The organism is Marinibium conchae, assembly GCF_015595035.1.
Classification (GTDB): domain Bacteria; phylum Pseudomonadota; class Gammaproteobacteria; order Enterobacterales; family Alteromonadaceae; genus Glaciecola.
Map to the genome: position 1 here is coordinate 1,082,930 of NZ_JADNRN010000001.1, position 23,762 is coordinate 1,106,691.

The 23,762-nt window shown below is 43.8% G+C and carries 12 protein-coding genes; 10 read left to right on the forward strand and 2 right to left on the reverse strand.

Annotated elements, in window-relative coordinates:
* Nucleotides 1-148: 148 nt before the first annotated feature.
* The 6 genes from sucC (at nt 149) to pulA (ending at nt 14,886) form a co-directional block, all read left to right on the forward strand.
* A complete protein-coding gene (sucC, locus tag ISG33_RS04610; protein WP_195732343.1) occupies nt 149-1,315 on the forward strand; it encodes an ADP-forming succinate--CoA ligase subunit beta in 1,167 nt (388 codons plus the stop codon).
* Nucleotides 1,315-2,187, forward strand: a complete 873-nt coding sequence (gene sucD / locus ISG33_RS04615) for a succinate--CoA ligase subunit alpha (protein WP_195732344.1) — start codon at nt 1,315-1,317, stop codon at nt 2,185-2,187. The genes sucC and sucD overlap by 1 nt, the downstream gene beginning before the upstream one ends.
* A gap of 390 nt (nt 2,188-2,577) precedes the next feature.
* A complete protein-coding gene (locus ISG33_RS04620; protein WP_195732345.1) occupies nt 2,578-5,388 on the forward strand; it encodes a TonB-dependent receptor in 2,811 nt (936 codons plus the stop codon).
* A 162-nt stretch (nt 5,389-5,550) separates the two neighbouring features.
* Nucleotides 5,551-7,026 (forward strand): tryptophan halogenase family protein, encoded by a 1,476-nt coding sequence (locus ISG33_RS04625; protein WP_195732346.1) that lies wholly within the window; start codon nt 5,551-5,553, stop codon nt 7,024-7,026.
* A 394-nt stretch (nt 7,027-7,420) separates the two neighbouring features.
* Complete coding sequence (locus ISG33_RS04630; RefSeq protein ID WP_195732347.1) at nt 7,421-10,417, forward strand: TonB-dependent receptor; 2,997 nt, start codon at nt 7,421-7,423, stop codon at nt 10,415-10,417.
* 74 nt (nt 10,418-10,491) lie between these two features.
* Entirely contained in the window at nt 10,492-14,886 is a 4,395-nt protein-coding gene (pulA, locus tag ISG33_RS04635) for a pullulanase-type alpha-1,6-glucosidase (protein ID WP_195733036.1), read from the forward strand.
* A 328-nt stretch (nt 14,887-15,214) separates the two neighbouring features.
* On the opposite strand, the gene ISG33_RS04640 is transcribed toward pulA, so the two are convergent.
* On the reverse strand, nt 15,215-17,050 hold the full coding sequence (locus ISG33_RS04640; protein ID WP_195732348.1) for an SGNH/GDSL hydrolase family protein: 1,836 nt from the start codon (nt 17,048-17,050) through the stop codon (nt 15,215-15,217).
* Nucleotides 17,051-17,087: 37 nt separating this feature from the next.
* Nucleotides 17,088-19,034, reverse strand: coding sequence for an SGNH/GDSL hydrolase family protein (locus tag ISG33_RS04645; protein WP_195732349.1), 1,947 nt, complete (start codon nt 19,032-19,034; stop codon nt 17,088-17,090).
* 185 nt (nt 19,035-19,219) lie between these two features.
* Here ISG33_RS04645 and ISG33_RS04650 point away from each other — a divergent pair, with 185 nt between their 5' ends.
* From ISG33_RS04650 to ISG33_RS04665, 4 genes are read left to right on the forward strand one after another with little or no spacing between them, the layout of a single operon-like run.
* Nucleotides 19,220-21,199 carry a carbamoyltransferase family protein gene (locus ISG33_RS04650; RefSeq protein ID WP_195732350.1) on the forward strand — a complete coding sequence of 660 codons (1,980 nt, stop codon included), beginning with the start codon at nt 19,220-19,222 and terminating at the stop codon, nt 21,197-21,199.
* Between the two features lie 3 nt (nt 21,200-21,202).
* Entirely contained in the window at nt 21,203-21,640 is a 438-nt protein-coding gene (locus tag ISG33_RS04655; protein WP_195732351.1) for an SxtJ family membrane protein, read from the forward strand.
* A 1-nt stretch (nt 21,641) separates the two neighbouring features.
* Nucleotides 21,642-21,794: a DUF5989 family protein gene (locus tag ISG33_RS04660; protein WP_195732352.1), complete on the forward strand. Its 153-nt coding sequence runs from the start codon at nt 21,642-21,644 to the stop codon at nt 21,792-21,794.
* Nucleotides 21,795-21,803: 9 nt separating this feature from the next.
* A complete protein-coding gene (locus ISG33_RS04665; RefSeq protein WP_195732353.1) occupies nt 21,804-23,759 on the forward strand; it encodes an alpha-amylase family protein in 1,956 nt (651 codons plus the stop codon).
* The last annotated feature ends 3 nt before the right edge of the window (nt 23,760-23,762 follow it).

Sequence of the window (23,762 nt, forward strand, 5' to 3'; positions counted from 1 at the left end):
ATCAAAAAGACAGGTGATAGGCTTCTTATCAACTGTCAAATTGCTGAGTATGTGATACTATTCGGCGCAGTAAAATCAAGTCGCCTTAGCTGTTCTTTAAGAACATCGACTGGCGGCTTTTCTCTTAAATAAAATCGGATAAATCAACATGAATTTGCATGAATACCAAGGCAAACAATTATTCAAAGAATATGGTTTGCCAGTATCTGAAGGATACGCTGCTGAGACTCCTGAAGAGGCAGTGAAAGCTGCTGACGCCATTGGCGGAGACGAGTGGGTAGTTAAGTGTCAAGTACACGCAGGCGGTCGCGGAAAAGCGGGCGGTGTTAAGTTAGTAAAAGACAAAGCAGACATTAAAGCGTTTGCTGAAAACTGGCTTGGCAAAAACCTTGTAACTTACCAAACAGATGAAAATGGTCAGCCTGTTAGCCGAATTCTTGTTGAATCATGCACTGACATCGACCAGGAACTTTATCTTGGTGCGGTTGTTGATAGAACGTCTCGCAGAATTGTTTTCATGGCATCTACCGAAGGTGGTGTTGAAATCGAAACTGTTGCCGAGGAAACACCTGAAAAGATTTTGAAAGCAGAAGTTGATCCTCTGGTAGGCGCTCAACCTTTCCAAGCTCGCGAAATTGCATTTAAACTTGGCCTCAAAGGTGTTCAAGTTCGTCAGTTCACTAACATCTTCATGGGTTTAGCGAAAATGTTCGAAGACCTCGACTTAGCGCTTATTGAAATCAACCCATTAGTAATCAAAGCGGACGGCGACTTGCACTGTCTTGACGCTAAACTTGGCGTAGATAGCAACGCGCTATATCGTCAAAAGAAAGTCGCTGAGATGAACGATCCTTCACAAGAAGATGCTCGCGAAGCACATGCGGCGAAATTCGAACTGAACTATGTTGCTCTTGATGGCAACGTTGGCTGTATGGTTAACGGTGCTGGCCTTGCAATGGGAACAATGGATATTGTTAACCTACATGGCGGTAGCCCAGCTAACTTCCTTGACGTTGGCGGCGGTGCAACTAAAGAACGTGTTGCTGAAGCATTCAAAATTATCCTATCTGATAGCAATGTTAAAGCGGTTCTCGTTAACATATTTGGTGGTATTGTTCGTTGTGACATGATTGCTGAAGGTATCATTGGTGCGGTTAAAGAAGTGGGCGTGAACGTACCAGTAGTTGTGCGTTTGGAAGGTACAAACGCAGAATTGGGCCGTGAAGTTCTTGCTGGTTCAGACCTGGATATCATTGCTGCTGAGTCGTTAACAGACGCAGCTCAAAAAGTTGTTGCTGCTGCGGAGGGCAAATAATGTCAGTATTAATCAATAAAGACACAAAAGTTATATGCCAAGGTTTCACCGGTGGCCAAGGAACATTCCATTCTGAGCAAGCTATAGCTTACGGTACGCAAATGGTGGGTGGTGTTACACCTGGTAAAGGTGGTACCGAGCATTTGGGTCTTCCAGTCTTCAACACCGTTCGCGAAGCAGTTGAAGCAACGGGCGCAACGGCATCTGTTATCTACGTACCTGCTGCTTTCTGTAAAGATTCAATTGTTGAAGCGGTTGATGCGGGTATCGAACTAGTGGTTTGTATTACAGAGGGTATCCCAACAATCGATATGCTTTACGTAAAAGAATACGTAAATCAGAAGGGTGCTCGTATGATCGGACCTAACTGTCCGGGTGTTATCACTCCGGGAGAGTGTAAGATTGGTATCATGCCTGGCCATATCCACAAACCTGGTAAAGTGGGTATCGTTTCACGCTCTGGTACGCTTACCTACGAAGCAGTTAAACAAACAACTGATGAAGGTTTTGGTCAATCAACCTGTGTTGGTATTGGTGGTGATCCGATCCCTGGTTCTAACTTCATCGACGTTTTGAAGCTTTTCCAAGAAGATCCAGCTACCGAAGCCATTGTTATGATTGGTGAGATTGGTGGTACAGCCGAAGAAGAAGCTGCAGCTTTCATTAAAGACAATGTTACTAAGCCTGTCGTTTCTTATATTGCTGGTGTTACAGCTCCAGCAGGTAAGCGTATGGGGCACGCTGGTGCAATCATCGCTGGCGGTAAAGGTACGGCTGACGAGAAATTTAAAGCATTAGAAGCTGCTGGTGTTAAAACCGTTCGTTCTCTTGCCGATATCGGTAAAGGTCTGCGTGAAATCACAGGCTGGTAATTATACGGCCATTTAGGAGCGCATTTACTACGCTGCTGAACAATACTAAAACTGTCTTTCATATTAGGTGAAAGGCAGTTTTTTTTTGCATGATTGTTATTACATTGTATTCTTTAAGCTGACTTACCTTCATTACGCCTCCTATTTTTAATATTGTCTCATTTATGTTTTATTTCCATATAAAACATGTGTTTACGGTCTATTTGCCCATTTGTTTCTCAGCTCATTTGTTAATTTAATGTTGAATAAATTATGTGAATACGTATGCATAAGTTTGTGTTTTCATTGGCGTAACGCTTACTATCCCGACATCAAATTCAATCATGCTTTCTAAAAGTAGTGATGAAGGCGTAAAGATTATTTGGAACACAACACAAAGGGACCTTCCTAATGAAAACTTTTAAACCTAACCTTATCAAGCTGGCGTTTATATCAAGCGGTTTGGCTTTTGGTATGAATGCTTTGGCTGTACAAGAAGCGTCTAACTCTGACGAAGATGAAGTCGTCGAGATAATTGAAGTCACTGGTATTCGTGCCAGTCTTCAAAAAGCACAATCAATTAAAATGACTGAATCTTCGATTGTCGAAGTGGTTACGGCTGAAGACATCGGTAAGTTGCCCGATTCAAGTATCGCTGAATCTATTGCTCGCTTGCCAGGCATCGCAGCTCAACGTTTAGATGGGCGTGCGAGTTCAATATCCATTCGTGGCTTGGGCGAGAATTTCAGTGCTGCCACTTTTAACGGCCGTGAACAAGTCTCGTTAGGCGATAACCGTGGCGTAGAGTTCGATGTCTATCCTTCGGAAATAATGAATGAAGTGGTTGTTTATAAAACGCCAGAAGCATCACTTATCACCCAAGGAATAGGTGGTACTATCGATATGCGTACTGTTAAGCCTCTGGCTTTCGGTAAAGAAAGTATTTCTTTTACGCTTCGAGGTGAACATAACGATATTGGCGCACTTAACCCAGATGGTGAAGATACCGGTATTCGCGGAAGTGTTTCATACATCAATCAATTTGCTGACGATACTGTGGGTATAGCTTTAGCCTATGCACACATGAGTTCACCCAATAATGAAGAACGTTTCAATACTTGGGGTTATCCGACTAATGATGACGGTGTGAGCGTAGTAGGTGGTTTCAAGCCATTCGTTCGTTCTGCCGAGTTAACGCGTGATACTTTAATGGGCGTGATTGAAATCGCCCCATCTGATGATTTACAAATAAATCTTGATGCGCTTTATATCGACTTTAAAGATGACCAGGTGCTTCGTGGTCCAGAAATTCCAGCAGCATGGGGTGACGCAGGCATTACAGTGACTGACAGTGCAGATGGTTTTGCGAGAACTGGTACTATCGGCTCTGATACTTCACCTGTAGGTGTTGTAATTCGTAACGACGTTACGATTCGTGAAGCCGACCTGATCGCTCTAGGCGCCAATGTTGAGTATTCACTTAATGACAACCTTACACTTGAATTTGATGCCGCTTATTCAAAAGTTGACCGCCAAACATGGTCTTTAGAAGCTTATGCAGGTTCTGGCCGTGGGCCAGATGATCGCCAACCAGAGACTATTGACTTCACGCTAATTGATGGCAACACCGGTGTTGATTTTGATCCTGACCTTAACTATGGTGACGACAGCGTTATTCAACTTGGTAACCCACAGGGATGGGGCTGGGGCAACCTAATCGATCCTAATAGTGATAACGACCAAGATGGTTTCATCAACACACCCACTGTTGAAGATGAACTGACAACACTGAAAGCCGCTGCACAATACGTATTCGATGACGGCATGATATCCAGTGTTGATATGGGTATTAACTTCAGTGATAGAACAAAAACGCGTGATGATACCGGTGTATTCTTAACACTTCCTGGTGCGATAGATGCGCTTGGTAATGTTATTCCTGGCTATCGTATGCCTATTCCGGATGAATACCGTTTACCGAATGTATCTCTTGATTTTATCGGTTTTGGCGAGCAAGTTGCCTTTGATTCTTTCCGTTTTTGGCAAGACGGAAACTACCTAGAGTTTGATTCAGCAATCACTGACCCTGGCCGCGCTCAAAATACTTGGGTTGTGAACGAAGAAGCACTCACGTTTTATGTTAAAGCCAACCTAGATACAGAAATTGGCAACATGCCTGTTCGTGGTAACTTCGGTGTGCAAGTTGTGCAACTTGATCAAAGCTCGACGGGAAGTTCTTCTCGCCGACTAGATGATAGAACCTTAGATATTCAACCTACTTCAGGCGGTGATAAATATACGGAAGTACTTCCTAGTGTTAACTTGATTGCGGAAGTAGCTGATGACCAAATGGTACGTGTAGGTCTTGCTAGAACAATGTCTCGTTCACGTATGGATCGCATGAACGCAAGTTCAGGTGATTTATCCTATAGCGAGCAAACAAATATTTGGTCTGGTAGTGTGGCAAACCCGCAACTTCGCCCGGTAATGGCCGATCAATTTGATATTACCTACGAAAATTACTTCCATGAAGAAGGATACTTTGCCGCGGCATATTTCTACAAGTCTTTGTCTAACTGGCAACAACAGGCAGGACGTTTAGTAGATACGTCAGATTTAACACCACCGTCTGGGCAACCAGTTGCACCATTTGGTGTATTAAACTCTTGGAATAACTTGGGTGAAGGGCAAATTTCAGGCCTTGAATTGAGCTTATCCTTAAACGGTTCATTGTTCTCTGATAGCCTTGAAGGCTTCGGTGGTATCTTCTCCGCTACTTTCTTAGACAGTGAATTAGAGTATTCTGTCGAAGTACCATCTGACCTATCTGGTGGTGTAACGACACTTGATTTTGATGAGCCTGTACCTGGCTTATCCGAAGAAGTGTTTAATGCGACTGTTTACTATGAAAAATCTGGTTTTCAAGCCCGTGTAAGTTGGAGAAGTCGTTCTGATTTCTTAGGTGAAGTAGCAGGTTTGAGCTTAGTTAGACAACCAGTTAATGTTCAGGGTAGCGATTTAGTTGATGCTCAGATTTCTTATGATTTCAGTGAGTCGGGTATTGAAGGTCTTGACGGCCTAACCGTAACGTTACAGGCGCAAAATTTAACTGACGAAGAGTTTGTTACTGAACACAGTGCCACCGACAACACTGCCCTTGACATTCGTGATGTTCAGCGCTTTGGTCGTAACTTCTTGTTCGGTGTAAGTTACAAGTTCTAGCATGTGTAAGGTGCTTAATTAGCACTGAAATACAACATAGCTAATGACTTTATTAAGAGCCACTTCACTTGAAGTGGCTCTTTTATTTGGAGAAGCGTTGCAGTCTCCAGTAAAGTATAGATATCGTAGGGTATTAACTAATTACGTAAAAGAAGACAGATTATGAATGTAGTAATTGTTGGTGGCGGCTCTTCAGGTTGGATGACTGCGAGTATGCTAGCGAGGCTAGTTGGTAAACAACATCAAATCACCTTAATAGAGTCTGACGATGTAGCCACCGTTGGCGTTGGTGAAGCGACTATCCCGCCCATTGCCTACTTTAATAAAGTTTTAGGTATTAACGAAGCTGATTTCATTAAAAAAACCCAAGGTAGCTTTAAATTGGGTATTGAATTTGATGGTTGGAAGCAGGCTGGACATGTCTATATGCATGCTTTTGGCCGCATTGGCAAAGATATGGGAATGGCGGGTTTTCACCATACTTGGCTTCGTGGCAAAGCGGCGGGAATTGATAGTGACCTCTGGGATTACTCCCTAAATTACCAAGCGGCAAAAAATAATAAGTTTGGTTTTTTGCCTACTATTCCGAATACGAAACTACCGGGTTTAGTACACGCTTATCATTTCGATGCTGGCTTGTATGCAAACTATCTGCGAGAGCTCAGCGAAGAAATGGGAGTAGTGAGAATAGAAGGCTTTATTTCTAGTGTAAACACGGCTCCTGTCAGTGGTTTCATCGAGAGTGTTAGCTTGCAATCTGGTGATGTCATCGAAGGTGACTTTTTTATCGACTGTAGTGGTTTTAGAGCGTTACTGATAGAGGGCGCCCTTAAAACCGGTTATGAAGACTGGCGACACTGGTTACCCTGCGACAGTGCAGTCGCGATGCCATGTGAAAGAGTTGATCCAATTATACCCTATACAAAGTCGATTGCGCATAAAGCTGGATGGCAATGGCGCATACCTCTGCAACATCGAACAGGAAATGGCCTTGTCTTCGCCAGTGAGTTCATGACAGATGAAGAGGCGATTGAGTACCTCAAAACAAATGTTGATGGAAAGCCTCTCGGCGAGCCTAGACTTATCAAATTTAAAACCGGACGCAGAACTAAACAGTGGCACAAAAACTGTGTTGCTATTGGTTTATCAAGTGGTTTTCTGGAACCTCTTGAGTCTACCAGCCTGCATTTGGTTCAAAGTGCCATCGTGCGCTTGGTTAAAATGTTCCCACACAAACAAATGAATGAAGTACAAGTTGATGAATATAACCGTCAATCTAAGATTGAATTTGAACGTATTCGCGACTTTATTATTCTTCATTATAAAGTGAATGGTCGCGATGAACCTTTTTGGCAGCGAATGAAAGACATGCCTATTCCAGACAGCCTCGCCTTAAAAATAAGACTATTTGAGCAAACGGGTACTATTTTTCGCGAACAGGACGAGTTATTTACTGAGGCTGGTTGGCAACAAGTATTCATCGGGCAGGGAATAGAGCCTAGTTGCTATCACACTTTAGCAGACTCATTAAGTGAAGGGCAGCTTGAAGAGCTGCTACAAAACCTTAGCACTATTATGCAAGGCACTGCCGCACGACTGCCTGAACATAGTGATATTCTAGCTCAAATGACGAAATAATATTCAATAGATGTAAGTGTTATCTTACGAATCTGTAGTTGAAAGCGTTTACATCTATGAATTAACAAATTGCATACAAAACCCTCAATTAAATCTTTCCCCACGACGATAGTTAACTTATTACTGCAAGCTCCTTTAATCTTATGTTTTTAATGCGGTTTTTTATGGCTCTTGCCCTTTGGTATTTTTATTTTGTTAACATGATGTAATTAATAATGTCAATCTCATTATGAATACGTATGCACAAAATGTTAAATTTAGTAGCAAAAATGTAACATTTGTATCAAGTATAAATAGGCGTCGGTGCGCGTATGCGCATCATCCGAGAAAGTAGACTCAATAATGAGTGTATAACTTTGGTAAACGTCAACTTCAACACTTATGGGACATAACTATGACTAAATTCAAACCCAGCTTGATTACTGCTGCACTTGTTGCAAGCGGAATGATGTTTGGTAGTTTGCCATTGTATGCGCAAGAAGATGCAGCATCTGATTCTGCCGCTCAGGAAGAGGACGTAATTGAAAAGATTGAAGTACGAGGTTTTAGTACCAGTCTTATTCAATCGCTCAACCAAAAGAGATTCAGCGATACGGTATCAGAACAGATATCGGCAGATGATCTTGGCGGCTTGCCCGACGTGTCAATGGCAGACGCGCTGACTAGACTACCGGGTATTTCGGCAGTAAGAACAGGCGGGCAGGCAGCAGAAATAAATATACGCGGTTTGTCTGGCGGGTTTGTGTTCTCAACCTTAAATGGTCGAGAGCAGGTGTCAACTAGCGGTAGTCGCTCAATTGAATTTGATCAATATCCCTCAGAGCTTATTAGCTCTGCCGCAGTGTATAAATCACCAAAAGCATCTCTGATCGAGGGTGGTGTTGCCGGTACGGTCGAATTAACGACGGCTAGCCCATTATCGAATGATAAAGAGCATACATTTAATGCCAATGTGCGAGGAATGTTTAACAACAGAGCATCAGAGGTTGCTGACGCAGACGAGTTTGGCCATCGTTTGAGTTTTTCCTATCAGGGCAAATTCATGGAAGATACCTTGGGCGTTGCACTGGGTTATGCGCGTTTGTTCCAGCCAAGTGTGTCGACACAATTCATAGGCTTAGCTCCCAGTAGAAACTTAGACGTTGATTTCGTTGAGGGTGATACAGAAAATCCCGATGCCGCTTGTCCTGAATGTGAAATCATCAGTGAAGGCTTTGAGTTGCAACACAAAGGCGGTGCGGAAACACGCGATGGTTATTTAGCCGCCCTAGAATGGGCACCAACAGACAATTTCGTATTGAAAGCTGATGCCTTCTTATCAGTATTTGATTCTGAAGCTTTTGCTCGTGGTTTTCGAGTGAAGCTTGAAGCGCCAAACGTTACTGTTGCCAACCCGACTATTCTTAATAATGACGTAATAGGCGGCACTTTCCAGCGTGTTCGAGGGCAAAATACTCGTGTGGAATTGGTCAATGATGATAACCAAGATTTCGATCGTGTTAAAAGTCTTGGCGTGAATGCGGCTTGGGAAATTAATGATGACTGGTCGGTTGCCTTTGATATTTCTCATTCTGCCGCAGAAAACGACTTTCGAAATGGTCTTCTTTGGTCTTTGGTTGCTGAAGACGCAAACGACCCACTTCCTGTATTAGACGAAAATATCTCAATCAGTTACTTATTGAACGGTCTTGATTTACCCGATTTGGGCTTCAATCAAGCAGATGATTTTATTGATTTGAATAAAGTTCTTGTGTCTAAGTACGGTATCTATCCTTTCCAAAACACCGACGAGCTTGATGCTTACAGAATCGATTTCTCTTATCAATTAGATAATGATTGGGTGCGTTCGATTGAATTTGGTGCTCGTCATTCTGAGCGAGAGTACAGCAATGACCGTTCAGTATTTGAGTATGGCTCTGATTCGGGTTTTTCTCGTAGTCAGCCACCACTGCGCTTAACAGAAGATATGGTGACGGTAGTGAATTGGGAAGGTGAATTTTCTTACTTTCCAAGCTATTTAGCCATCGACCTCGATAGCGCATTAAATGCGTGGTTTCCGAATGGTGTACCTCAACCAGTTCAAAGTTGGGGTGGCTTTGCAGGTGTACTTAATCCTCCTGAGGGTGACCCAATCAACGACACATCGTGGTCGGTGCTGCAAAGTGGTCAAGTTTTTGAAGAAGTGACTTCAGCCTATTTAATGGCCAACTTAGATATGGAGCTTGCGGGTATTCCTGTTAGCGGTAACCTTGGTGTGCGCATGGTTGATACAAAACAAGCGTCAACATTCTTACAAGATGTTGGTGGCGATCCTGCTGATGGTGCACAGATTATTGTCGATGACATTGGTTTAGCTGTAGACACCTTCAGACCGGTAATTCTTGAAGATACCTACACTGATTATTTGCCATCATTGAACTTGAACTTCAGCATTACTAGTAATCAGCAAATTCGTTTTGCTGCGGCTAAGGTAATGGGCCGAGCGCCAATTAATGAAATGTTCGCGAACAGTGGTGTGCGAGTTTCACTGCCGCAGGCCATTCAGAATATCGACACCGGTGACATTGAAGTGATTGGTGAGGCTGAGCTATCAGGCGCTAGTGATAATAGCCCTTATTTGCGTCCTTTCTATGCTAATCAGTACGACCTGTCCTACGAGTACTACTTTAGCGACACCGACGGGGCTTTCATAGCAGCGCTTTATTACAAAGACATTCAGTCTTTCGTCGACCGCAGTACAACGGACCCTTATGACTTCGCCGCAAATGGCTTTAACGTACCATCAGAAATTGAGGTGCCGGTTTTCACTGACGAAGAAGACAGCCAGCCTGTGTTGGACGACTTGGGTGAGCAACTTTTTGTTACTGTCCCAACAGTCAACGGTGCTTACACAACAGCGGAGAATAACGCTCGCGGTGGCTATATCCGAGGAGTGGAATTGTCCTACACAGAGATTTACAGCAATCTTCCTGGCTTATGGGCTGGTTTAGGTGTCAGTGCAAGTTACTCGTATACCGAGACCGAAATTACACGCACAGCGAGTGCTAGTGATGGTGTTTACACATCTGAATTACCGGGCCTAAGTAAGCAAGTATTTGCCGGAACGGTATTCTGGGAAAATGAGGGCTTTGAAACTCGAGTCAGTGCTCGCTACCGTGACCCCTTTGTTTCGACTCAAGTAGGTGTAAACGATCAAACGGTGAACTTTGATTCTGAATTAGTCATTGATTACCAAGCGAGCTACGAAGTGAATGAGAACTTAGGGGTGTTGTTCCAAGTGAACAACCTTACCGATGCGCCAACTAAAAGTTACTTCGGAAGCACCGCGCGAACCGGAACCATTCAGTACTTCGGTACTCAAGTATTCTTGGGGTTAACTTACTCATTATGAAAATAGTTAAATTAACGTCGCTGTTGAACTTCAACAGTGGCCGCAACAATAATATGACAGTGGAGCATACATCTATGTTTAGTCGTAAAAGAGTCGTCAGTTTTATCGCTGTGCTTATGTCGGTATTCGTATTGGCAAGCTGCGGTGGTTCTGATGTAGAGTCAGGTGACCTTGCATTAACATGTTCGGTTCCAAATATTCCAAATAGTGACGCGTCGGCTTGTGTGCCTCCGCCACCTATTAGCTGCCCGGCACCGACAGTGCCAAATGAAACTAATGACGCCTGTGTGGTTGGTTTCAATCCTGATTTGGCCCCGCCAGTATTCTTCCCTGCAGAAGACCAAGCCGTTTTGTATTACAACCGCGCTGCGGTAGATGCTGACAATAGTCCCAATGATCCATCCTATGAGGGTTATCGACTACATACGTGGAGCAATGACGCTTGCGACGCTTATGCAGATCCTGATACTGCGTGGGAAAACGGTCGAATTCATGATGGAATAGATCCAACCTACGGTGCCTATTGGATCCTAGATCTTAAGCCTGGTTATGCCGAAACAACTGGCGCTTGTCACAATTTCATTATTCACATTGGTACTGACGATGCGGGTAAAGAGATGGGCGGAGGCGACTTCAAAGGCCCGTTGCAGCAGCCAGATGATGAACGTTTTGAGCGCATGAATTTTACTTTCTCTGGCGTTCCAACGATCTACGAATTTCCGATAGATTCTTTAGGGGAGCAACCAGTATCGATTGATGGAGCGCAAGCGCATTGGTTAGATGCCACTACACTTCTTTGGGATGTGGATTTTGCATTGGTTGATTCAGTGAAGCTACATTATTCAGCGGATGCGAGTTTAGAAGTAACCTTAGAATCAGGCCTAAATGGCACCGTTGCAGACTTAACAGAAGTTGACCTAACAGATGAGCAACGCGCTATTGCCCCTCACTTAGCAGAACTTCCCGCTTTTGCTGGTTCATGGACTGCTGAAGATGCCAAAGCCGTGTTGAAAACTCAAGCGGTATTAGGGGCGTACAACGATGAAGGTAAATTGGTAGCGGCAACACGCATCCAAATTCCAAATGTGCTCGATCAACTGTACACCTCGGGTGAGGCTGATGCTGACGAAGCGGTATTAGGCCCTGTTTATACCGACGCCGGCATAGAGGCTCGCGTTTGGGCACCAACGGCTACAAATGTTGCATTGAAACTTTACGATGAGAACAAACGCCTTACATCTACAAATGCAATGAGTTATGACAATGCAACCGGGATATGGAGCTACGCGGGCTCGATGGATATGGACAGACAGCTTTATCGTTATGAAGTGACTGTTTATCATCCTGCCAACGATCAGATTGAAGTGTTGGATGTTACCGACCCATACTCAGTAAGCCTTGCGATGAATGGAAGATTTTCACAGTTTGTGAACCTTCTAGACGAAGACCTCAAGCCCGACCGTTGGGACGAACATACCATCCCGACAATTGAAGACGTCGAAGACGCAGTCTTGTACGAAGGTCATATTCGAGATTTCAGCGCGCTTGATACCAGTGTATCGGCTGCTAACAGAGGTAAATACCTTGCTTTCACTGAAACTGAGTCAGCGCCAATGCAACATTTAGCAAAACTTGCTGAGAAGGGCGTTACGCACTTCCACATGCTTCCTGCTAACGACATCGCGACGATAAATGAAGACGAAAGTAAAACAGTCGATTTCTCGAGCACAGTTCAGGAAGTTTGTGTAATTAAACCTACTACTCCTATCTGTTTGGATAATACGCCTCGCGACATGACCATTGGCGACCTTTATGATTCTTTCAGTGTGCTAGCGGAGCCTGGTGCAGCGCAAGAGTTGGCTCAAATGTTACGTGACATTGACCGTTTCAATTGGGGTTACGATCCTAAGCACTTCAATGCTCCTGAGGGTAGCTATGCATCTAACCCTGATGGTGTCGCTCGTATTATTGAAATGAGAGCAATGAACCAAGCGCTGCACGAGATAGGTTTGCGCGTAGTACTAGATGTTGTGTATAACCATACCAATGCCTCTGGCCTGTTTGAAAACTCTGTGTTTGATAAGGTCGTTCCTGGCTACTACCACAGATACGAAGTAGATACAGGTGCAATCGTTCGTGAAACTTGCTGTGACGATACCGAGCCACGTAACCGTATGATGGAAAAATTCATGGAAGACTCTCTGCTTCTATGGACTGAGCATTATAAATTTGACGGTTTCCGCTTTGATATTATGAGCCAAGCGACCAAGCAGACAATGGTTGATTTGTATGCAAAAGTGCGCGAAATAGACGCAGACAACTACTTCTATGGTGAGGGTTGGATACGTCAAGATCGCGGTTATGAGCAGGCGAATCAAATCAATATGGCTGGAACACAAATAGGTACTTTCAACGATAGAACTCGTGAAGGTATTCGTAGAGCCAATATTTTCTACAATGGCAACCCAAATAGTCGTTTAGGGACTGCAAGCGAGACTAGTCTTGCTGCGGCAATGAATGACCAAGATATCGTGAAAATGACGATGGCTGGGACATTAACCGACTTCGTGCTCGAGACATCGGGTGGCAGTGCTACAGAAACTAGCTCTTTAGGGGGTTATACACTAGATCCGGCAGATAGCATTAACTATGTGTCAAAACACGATAATGAAACACTGTGGGATCAGTACAATTATAACTTACCAAATAACCTTAGTTTGGAACAAAGGATCCGCGCACAAAACATTGGTATTGGCATTCCGATGTTGTCTCAGGGTATTCCTTTCCTTCAAGTAGGTGGTGATTTCCTTCGCTCTAAATCAATGGATAGAAACACTTTTGATTCTGGTGATTGGTTCAGCCGCATAGACTTTTCTATGGAAACGAACAACTGGAATGTTGGTTTGCCAATGGCTCAAGACAACGAAGGAATGTGGGATACTATCTCGACCTTCATGTTTGCTCCTGAGCGCGCCGCAGCAATGTCTGATATTGAAATGGCGGCTGAGGTTTTCCAAGAGTTCTTAAGCATACGCTCTGGTAGCAAGCTTTTCCGTTTAACAACGGCTGAAGATATTAAGCAGCGTTTAGGTTTCCACAACATTGGCGCTCGTCAACAGCAAGGTTTGATTGTGATGAGTCTTGATGATGGTATTACGCCTGACAGCGCTGTTGAGCTAGATGATCTCGACCCAATGCATGATGCTATTGTTGTAGTGGTAAATACTGGTTATGAAGAGAAGTCAATTGAAGTATTAACAGCTACTGGCTTCGAGTTACATAGTGTTCATGCTAATTCAATCGATCCAACTGTGCGTAGCGCAACTTTCACCGAAGGTGCTGATGAGTCGGGTAACGGCACATTTACTGTTCCGGCCCTAACCATGGCTGTTTTTGTAAAGAATCAGGGTACGGAGCGTGGATACGGATTATCTGCTATAGCGACATCTGGCGCGCCTGATATTGTGCCATTTGGAGATACTGCAGTATTCCTTCGTGGGTCAATGAACGATTGGGGTGAATCTACTCAATTCGATTATAAAGGCGACGGTGTGTATGAAGTAGCGTTTGAATTAACAGGTGCAACTTCTTATGCCTTCAAAGTAGCATCAGCAGATTGGTCAACCGTGAACCTTGGTGATTCAGCTGACCCTATTGTTGTCGAAGATGTTGCAAAAACACTTGTACCTGGTGGTGAAAACTTGAGCTTTACGCCAAGCATTGACGCAACTTATGTGTTCAGTCTTGATGCAAGCGATACCTCTGCGCCAGTATTAACTATTGTTAATGAGGAGCCTTACGTAGGTAATCCTATCTACCTTCGTGGCGGTATGAACGGATGGGGTCTTGACGATGAATTCAACTATGATGGCGGACGCTTGTACTCGGTAGCCGTTAATTTGAATGCTGAAGAGTATCAATTCAAAGTTGCTAACGAAGGTTGGGCTAATCCTAACTTGGGTGCATTCAGCGAAGATGATATTGATGACACCATTGTGCTTGGCCAGAACACTTTCTTAACTGAAAATGGCACTAACCTGTTCATCTCGGTAGCGGAAGCAGGCGATTATGTATTTATCTTTGACAGTACAGACCTTAGTGAACCTAAGATACGCGTATTTGCTGAAGAGTTCTTCGGTGCCTCTACAGTGTATGTGCGCGGTAGCCTAAATGGTTGGGGTGAAGTAGATGCGCTTGCCTACCAAGGTGATGGTGTTTACTCGGTAAATATTGACTTAGATGGGGCAGATGTTGCTTTTAAAGTAGCAACAGGTGATTGGTCTACAGTTAACCTAGGTGCGGCGTCGGACGAAACTGCTGCTGTTACTCTGGGTGAAGCTAAAGTCTTATTCCAAGATGGAAACAGTTCAAACCTAACCTTGACTGCCCCGGCAGCAGGTACCTATGAGTTCAGGGTTGAAGGACCAGACGCTACTGCACCAAAAGTGACAGTAACTGCTGTAGATTAAAGCTTTCCCCCGAAGCTTTAGTGTGTGATAGCCAGCGCTCTGCGCTGGCTTTTTTTATGCACAGAAAACACGATGCACAGAAAACACGATGCTCAAAACACGCAGACCCAAACACTGAGGCTAGCGCTACTAATTACATTCTACCTTAGGAAAATGCAAAGAAACGAGCGGGAGAGGGTGACAGGGTTGGTGCGAGATACAAGGGAGCGAGCGGGCTACATCAACAGCAGGCGTGGGCTACATCAACAGCGGGCGTGGGCTACACCAACAGCAGGCGTGGGCTACATCAACAGTAGATGTCAACCCAGTGCCTTATGCTGCATATAAATTATAGTAGACTGTTAATGGCAGCAATGTTTGAATCTATTGCACTACCTATGGCGCCGGCTAATTTTGCTCTTTTGTAGTAGTGCAATGACTCGCCATATCTACCTTGTTTGAATTTAATCTCTGCGATTTGCAGATTATACAAACCATTGTGGGGTAATGCATCGGCTAGAATTTGCAGCGTTTTAGCTCTCATCTTATGGTTGTCACTGGTCGTGTAGCGCTTTAGGCTCAACTCCATCATTTGCAACCAGCCCAGTTTTTTTAAATAAAAGTCTTGGCCAAGCTGTTGTTGCCAATCGGCAGGCGCCGGTAAGCTTGGTGTCTTAGCTTGGTTTGTAAATGGATAGTCGGAGGTTAGACTTTGAATAGTAGCAAAGCCATAGTACTCTTCTTGAGGCAAAATAAGTCTCTCGGCCCATGCTTGCGCAATACTTACCTTTTGAAACTTACTTGAGAAGACATGCTCCGGATTACGCGACTGAGTAAATAACTGTATAATTCCTTCGTAAAAGCTATTGGAAATAACAAAGTAGCCGCGTAAGTTAGGGTGAAGGTGCTCCAACATAAGCGATTGACCAATAATGCCATTTTTACTTCGAATTTCGAGTTCTTTTTCAGCATCAATAAGTGTTGCTGAATAGTTATCTGCAAGCTCCCTAATAATTTCATTCATCGCTGTAGGGGCTCTAAATCTCAATAAATCATTGTTGATTGCTAACTGATAGTGTTTTTTTGCAATAGTAATTAAATCAACGCGCTCAGCTAACTTAGCGATCTTGAAGTGAAGGTTAGCAGACTTTGACTTTTCTAAAGTCAGTGTTGCTTTTCGAATCGTCTTCTTTAACTCGTCGTTATTCTTTTCATTCAATATCACGCTCATGCTTCGTTCGAAGGAGGGCTCTGCTTCGATACTTGAAAAAGGTGCTTGGTCCTTGTGGTTACTTGCTATGGTAGAAATAAGGACTGGAATCCCCGCTGATTGATATTTTGCTAATAGTCTACTCAGGTTGGATTTAAATTGGGCTAACCCATCGTGGTAAACCGCAGAGTCATATTCGATAGATCTATTTTTAGCAACTTTCGCCATAAAGGTCCTAGAGCGTTGGTTTTCTCTCTCCTGAATACTTTTATCATCAGTTATTTCGCTTGCGCTTGGCTTTGCCGGCATTTTGCCCATAGAGTAAGCGGCTGCTTGTAAAAGTTGCACAAGGCGCAGTTCTTTTAAGCGCATATACCATCGCGTAGTCGTGCTTGAGCCCATTGCGGTGAAGTTTGAGCCTACTCCTAAGATGCCTAAATATTCATTGTGACCCGCGTAAATCAATACAAGATCAGGCTCTTGCTCAATTATTTCATCGGCCATATCGAGCAATGTGTATGAGTTCACCGCCGACATGGCAGTATTCAATACTTCTACATGGACTCCGGGTAAGCTTGCTTTTAAACGTTGCTCCAATGTACCGGCAATACTGGCTCCCAATCCGTAAGGAAAGCCCGCGGCAGTGCTTCCTCCTTGCACGACAACGCGAAAACCTGAGCTAGGCTTTTCTTTTAATATAAAGTTGGCTTCCATTGTAACCGAGGGTTTTTCGGCGTTTTTAGGAAAGTATCGATTCAAAATATCAGGGCGTGGCAATACATAATGCGGGTTGGCGGGGTTTTCGATGAAAAGCGGGTAACTTTGCCCAACACCAGCAAGGCGAAGCACTAACTCGACAAAAATAAAAAACATCAATGGTAACGAAAAGGCAATAGCGTACATGAGTCTTTTTCTTTTTACCGATGTAGATGAAGCTATAGTAGATTTCACCTTTTGATTTGCTGCTTTTTTCATGAATGCGTTCTCGTATGTATTGTGAGTGAAGCCTGGCTTATTGCTCTGATATCATGTGCTTAATGCTTAATGCGCGCCGATGATTAGGTTGTTGTGCTAATAAAGCATTGATTCGCTGAAGTGACTCATCGCGATTACCTGATTTAAACAAGGCTTCTGCAAGTGTGAGTGTAAAATTGGCTAGGTCTCGTTTGCCTACCTCGGTATTGGTAATTTCGCCAGAGGAGGTCTTAAGTAAGTTCAGTGCGCGCCGCGCATAATACTCTGCCAAACTAGCTTGCTTCGCTTTGAGATAAAGCTGACTGGCAATTCTCGCTGTTTGCTTTCGGGTTTCAATCTGATTATTTGGCAAGGAATCAAAGAGCAAACCAGCAACCGTTGCGGCACTTAGCCAATCTCCTTGCTCTTGATAAAGTGTGAGTAAGGATTGTTGAGCTTCCAACCATTGCATACCGCGAATGCGCTCAACCGCAATAGTTTCAACCTTGTCTTGTGCTGTTGGTATCAAAACTTCCTGTTTGGTTTCCACGAAGGGGTAGTCAGCGACTAGAATGGCAATTTTATGCTCTGCTAGCAATACATCTGATGCTAAAACGGGTTGGTAAGGCCACGCAAACTCTGGTTCTAAGTGCTTTGCATGATAAGTAACAGGTGCCGCTAATAATTTATTTTCTATTAGCGCATTTAAAAATGCGTCAGCTATTAAAAAGTAGCCTCTCACATTTGGATGGAGGTGCTCTAGCATATGCTCTTTGCCAATAATAGCGTTTGAACTGTCATCACGTATCGTGCTTTCAGCATCAACAAGATAGACATTTGGCTGCTTTGTGAGTGTTTTTATGATGGAATTAAAATGGCTTGGGGCTCTAAATCTGAGTAAGTCGAGGTCACGTGCTAATAAATAGTGGAGTAATGCATCATTGGGGTGGGTTGAGGCTTGGGCCTTGGCAACAGCGAAGGCTAAATCAGCAGAGCGATCTCCTTCTGCAAGTAGTCGAGCGCCTTGCTGAATAAGTCGTTTCGTAGAGCGGGGCACCGATGGGTTAAGAAGTTTGTTAGCGTTTTGAGAATTTTCTGAAGAAAAAGGAGCCTGATCTTTTTCGTTGGAAGCGAGAGTGGAAAGCAACACAGGAATGCCCGCTTGTGAAAACTTTGCTAGCAAGCTTTGCATATTTTTTTCGAACTGCATTTTGCCTAGCTCGAATATTTCAGAATTCAATGCGATATCTTTATCCTTCGCCACTCGTGCCATTAAGGTTCGTGAGCTATCGCTGTGATCAACTGCACCGTAAGGTGTTGGCTGTTCCAGACCAGACGTGTCGCTAGCGCTTGAGAAAGCATAAAAAACTGACTGCATTGCCTGATAAAGCGCTAAGTCTTTTAATTTTAAATACAAGAGATTTGCTGCATGGGAGTTAAAAGCGCTAAAGGTTGAGCCAATACCCATTACGCCAAGGTACTCATTGTGACCTGCGTAAATGAGCACGTAGTCGGGAGAGATGTTGATCACTTCGTCACTAAAATCTAATAGGGCGTAACTGTTGATACTTGCCATGGCAACCGATATCACTTCAATTTCCTGCTCGGGATAAAGTGCCTTAAGGCGTTGTTGCAACATGCCAGCGGGTGAGCCAAAACGACCATAGGGAAAGCCAGCAGCGGTAGAGCCACCCATTAACACAATTCTTATCGTGTCTTCTGCTTTATTTGTGTTGAACAGAAAAGTGTCCGGGGATACAGGAGGCGCGAGTTCTGGCCGAGGGAAAAAGCGTTTTATCACATCGGGATTAGGCTGAAGAATAACAGAATCACTTGTTTCCTTGTTATTTACTTCGATGAAAAGTGGGTAGCTGTTCCAAGCACCCGTTGCACGCAATGCAAACTCTATCACTAGCAGAAAAATAAAAGGTAAAGCTATTGCAACAGCATAAAACGCAAAGCGGTTTTTGCCAGCATCATCGGCTTGATGGTTTTGTTTCTGCATTACGTTTGTTGTCGCTTTGTTGACCATGTGAGGACTCATAATACAAGTAATTACTTGTTAATTCGATGTTGCATACGTATGCGTAAGAAAAATAGCACTTTTCTGAGCATTTAAACTAGTTAGAAGCCTAAATATGAGTACACTAGTTAGCATTCTATTAACATATTACTCGCGTTGGTTTTTACATGACTCAGATAATCGGGATCTCAGCTTATTATCATGATAGTGCGGTGGCATTTATCCGTGATGGCGAGATCATTAGGGCAGCGCAGGAAGAGCGATATACGCGTGTTAAGCACGATGCTAGCTTTCCCACAAATGCCCTTGAGTTTTGTTTGTCAGGCTTAGCGCTTGAAACCATCGACGCCGTTGTGTTTTACGATAAGCCCTTGTTGAAGTTTGAGCGTTTATTAGAGACTTATCTAGCAAGCGCACCAAAAGGGTTTATGTCTTTTGCCAAAGCCATGCCGATTTGGTTGAAGGAGAAGCTGTATTTAAAATCTGTCTTGCGAACTGAACTACGCAAAATAGTGCATCGTCAACGTGCGATGCAAAATGGTAGTTCGCTTATTGAAGAGAGGGAGAAAGATAAAAAGCCCAAAATTCCTAAACTCTTATTTTGTGAACATCATGAATCGCATGCTGCGGCTGCATATTTCCCAAGCCCTTTTGATGATGCAGTTATTCTCTGCTTGGACGGTGTTGGCGAGTGGGCGACTTCTTCAGCATGGCGCGGAAAATCTGGCCAACTGAGTCCCTTATTTGAAATACACTTTCCGCATTCCTTAGGTTTACTCTATTCGGCTTTTACACAATATTGTGGTTTTCGTGTGAATAGCGGCGAGTACAAATTGATGGGGTTAGCACCTTACGGCAAACCAAAGTATGTTGACAAAATAAAGCAGCATCTTGTGCACATTAATGCCGATGGGAGTTTTTCCCTCGACATGAAGTACTTTGATTATGCGTCGGGTAAGACCATGACTAATGCTCATTTCCACGATTTATTTGATGGGCCAGCAAACGCTTATGATGGTGAGATAAGCCAAAAAGAAATGGATCTAGCGCGCTCCATACAAGTTGTGACTGAAGATATTGTCTTAGCGATAGCCAAACACTTACATACGCAAACAGGTGCTTCAAAACTCTGTTTGGCGGGAGGTGTAGCGCTAAATTGTGTTGCCAATGGTAGATTACTTCGCGAAGGGCCTTTCGAAGATATATGGATACAACCGGCCGCAGGTGATGCCGGCAGTGCCATTGGTGCAGCGCTGCAAATATGGCACAAGTATTATGGTAATGAAAAGAGGCACGCGGCAAAAGATCACTTCGATGCGATGCGAGGTGCCTATCTCGGAAACCGTTATTGCAACCAAGAAGTGATAGATGCTTGTGTGAGGCTTTCCCTAACGTATAAGCAATTAGCACCTGATGAAGTTATCGATACCACCGTGACCGCGATAGATAGCGGTAGGGTCGTTGGTTGGTTTCAGGGCGAAATGGAGTTTGGCCCGCGTGCTTTGGGTAATCGTTCAATTATTGGCGACCCGCGAAATGCCACTATGCAAGCCCAAATGAATCTAAAAATAAAACAGCGTGAATCATTTCGTCCTTTTGCACCTGCTGTATTAGAAGAGGATGTGTCACATTGGTTTGATTTAAGCACTGTTAGCCCTTATATGCTGTTGGTTGCGGACGTGAAGAAAGCGCATCACAGTAAAATTGTGAAAGCGCACAAGCATAAACAGCAACACAACGATAGTCATGGCGATGTTCATAGTTCTGCTAGGGAAGTCAATGAGACGACAGATTTACAAGGCCTTGATAAAGTTAATGAAATAAGAAGTACGGTGCCTGCAATAACCCATGTTGACTATTCAGCGCGTGTTCAAACAGTAAGCGAGCATACCAATCCTAAATTCCACAAGCTGATCAAGCGATTTAAGGCTGTTAGCGGAATTGGCATGCTTATTAATACTTCATTTAATGTACGAGGAGAGCCGCCCGTTTGCTCTCCCGACGATGCTATTCGCTGTTTTTTAGCGACCGATATGGATTTATTGGTGATGGAAGACATTGTATTAGACAAGAAAATAATTTTAGAAAGTGCTAATGGTCAACAACAAATCGCGGCAGCAAAAGCGATCAGTTTTGAGATGGATTAACACATGTACTCAATAATCAAAACAATCATGTTACCGCTGGCATCAAAGCAAGATATTCCAGCTTTGCGCTCTTTTGCTGTGGTTATGAGCAGTGCTTTTCCCATTGTTTTCATGTTGCTACTTCCATGGCTATTTAATCACTCTATGCCTTGGTGGCCGCTCGCGGTGCCACTTATATTGATGTTGCTACATTTGTTTCTGCCGCAAGCTCTCTATTTCCTTTATCTAGCATGGATGATTTTGGCGTCAATTTTAGGCTGGTTTAATACACAACTACTGTTAGCGATTATCTACTATGGGCTCATTACCCCGATCGGTTTGGTGATGCGAGCTTTGGGAAAACTACAATATAAAAAACGATTACAAACCGGTTCGAGCTGGGTAATACGTGAACATAACGACTATTCAAAAGATAAAAAACGATTAGAGGAGCCTTTTTAACATGACTGAGTTTCTGCAAGACCTGTGGGCGTTTTTACGCGTGAGAAAAAAGCTCTGGTTACTCCCCATTATTATCATCATGGCATTTCTCGGTTTTATTGTTATTGCAACCCAACAATCGTCACTCGCCACTTTTATTTACACATTATTTTAAAGGATTACTATGTCTTCTATTTTCAAACGAAGCGTACTGTTAGGAACATTGTCGGTGATAATATCATGTAGCCCTAATCAACAAGATGAGCGAGAAGATGCTTACTCTTTGCGCGATGCTCAGGGGGGCTACGTTCATCCTCATTTCTCTCAAGGTGACGGAAAGCCCGTTGTGTATCAGGTTTTCACACGCTTGTATGGTAATAAAAACACCACCAACAAAGCTTGGGGGAGTATTGACGAGAATGGCGTAGGGAAGTTCAGCGACTTCGATAACAAAGCCTTGCAAGACATCAAAGCCTTGGGAACATCATATATTTGGTACACTGGCGTTCCTCACCATGCTGTTATTAATGACTACACAGACTATGGTATTAGCTTGGACGACCCTGATGTAGTGAAGGGCAGAGCCGGCTCACCTTATGCCGTTAAGGACTACTATAATGTAAACCCTGACCTAGCCGATCAACCGGAAAATCGTTTACAAGAGTTTGAAGCTCTCATTAAGCGCACTCACGAAAATGGCATGAAAGTGATTATTGATATTGTGCCAAATCATGTTGCCCGAGGCTATGAATCACTTACACGCCCCGACGATGTGAGCGATTTTGGCGAGAACGATGATACTAGCCTTGAGTATGCTCGAGACAATAATTTCTATTACGTGGTTGGCGAGTCATTCAAAGTACCAGAGGGAGAGAATGGTTACCGTCCACTCGGAGGTGAGACGCACCCCTTAGCAGATGGTAAGTTCAACGAGAACCCAGCAAAATGGACAGGCAATGGTGCGCGAGCGCCTCAACCCGGCTTCCATGACTGGTATGAAACAGTCAAGGTTAATTATGGAGTTCGTCCGGATGGAAGCTACGATTTTGATGAATTACCAGCAGACTACGCCAACAAGGACTTGAGCGAGCACAGGGCGTTTTGGAAAAACAAAGATGTGCCCGATTCATGGGTGAAATTCGAACAAATTGTTCATTATTGGTTAGATAAAGGCGTTGATGGCTTTCGCTACGATATGGCCGAAATGGTGCCCGTAGAGTTTTGGTCCTACCTCAATTCATCAATCAAAGAAAAGAAGCCAGAAGCCTTCCTGCTTGCTGAAGTTTACAATCCCAGTTTATATCGCGACTATCTAGCATTGGGAAAAATGGACTACCTTTACGATAAAGTGGAATTCTATGATTCACTTAAATTACTGATGCAAGGGAAAGGCCCAGCGCAACCCTTGGAAGATATTCAAGCCTCACTCGCAGACATTGAGCTAAATATGCTTCACTTTCTTGAAAATCATGATGAACAGCGTATTGCGAGTCCTGAATTTGCAGGTAATGCGGAAAAGGGGAAACCAGCCTTAGTTGTATCTGCACTGATTAGCCGCTCACCGACGATGTTATATTTTGGGCAGGATGTTGGTGAAGATGGCTCTGAGGAACCTGGTTTTGGTGATCCTAGCCGTACGTCAATCTTCGACTATATGGGAGTGCCTGCGCATCAACGCTGGATGAACAACGGGGCTTTCGATGGTGGTCAATCAAGTGTTCAGGAAGTTGCTCTTCGTGCTTATTATGAAAAAGTAATGAATATCTCAGCAACGCATCCCACAATGCTAGGAAAATACGCAAGTCTGCACTCATTTAACGTTAAAATCGCCGAAAATGATGTAAATAATGCTTATGCGGAATCTATGTTTTCATTTGTTCGCTACACCGATTCTAGTGCGTTGATTGTGGTAAGTTCTTTTAAAAACGAAAAAATAAATGGATTGAAAATTTCTCTTCCAGTTGCTTTGTTAAGCGAATGGAAATTAGTTGAGGGCAGCTACGCAGCGGTGGGTATGCTAAACGGTTTTGAGTATCAATTAGACGTTGGTAGAAAGCGTTCAGCGGCCAGTATCACCTTAGGATTACCCGCTTTTGGCTCGGCAGTTCTTGAAATTAATCTAGCGCCAACAAAACCATGAGAA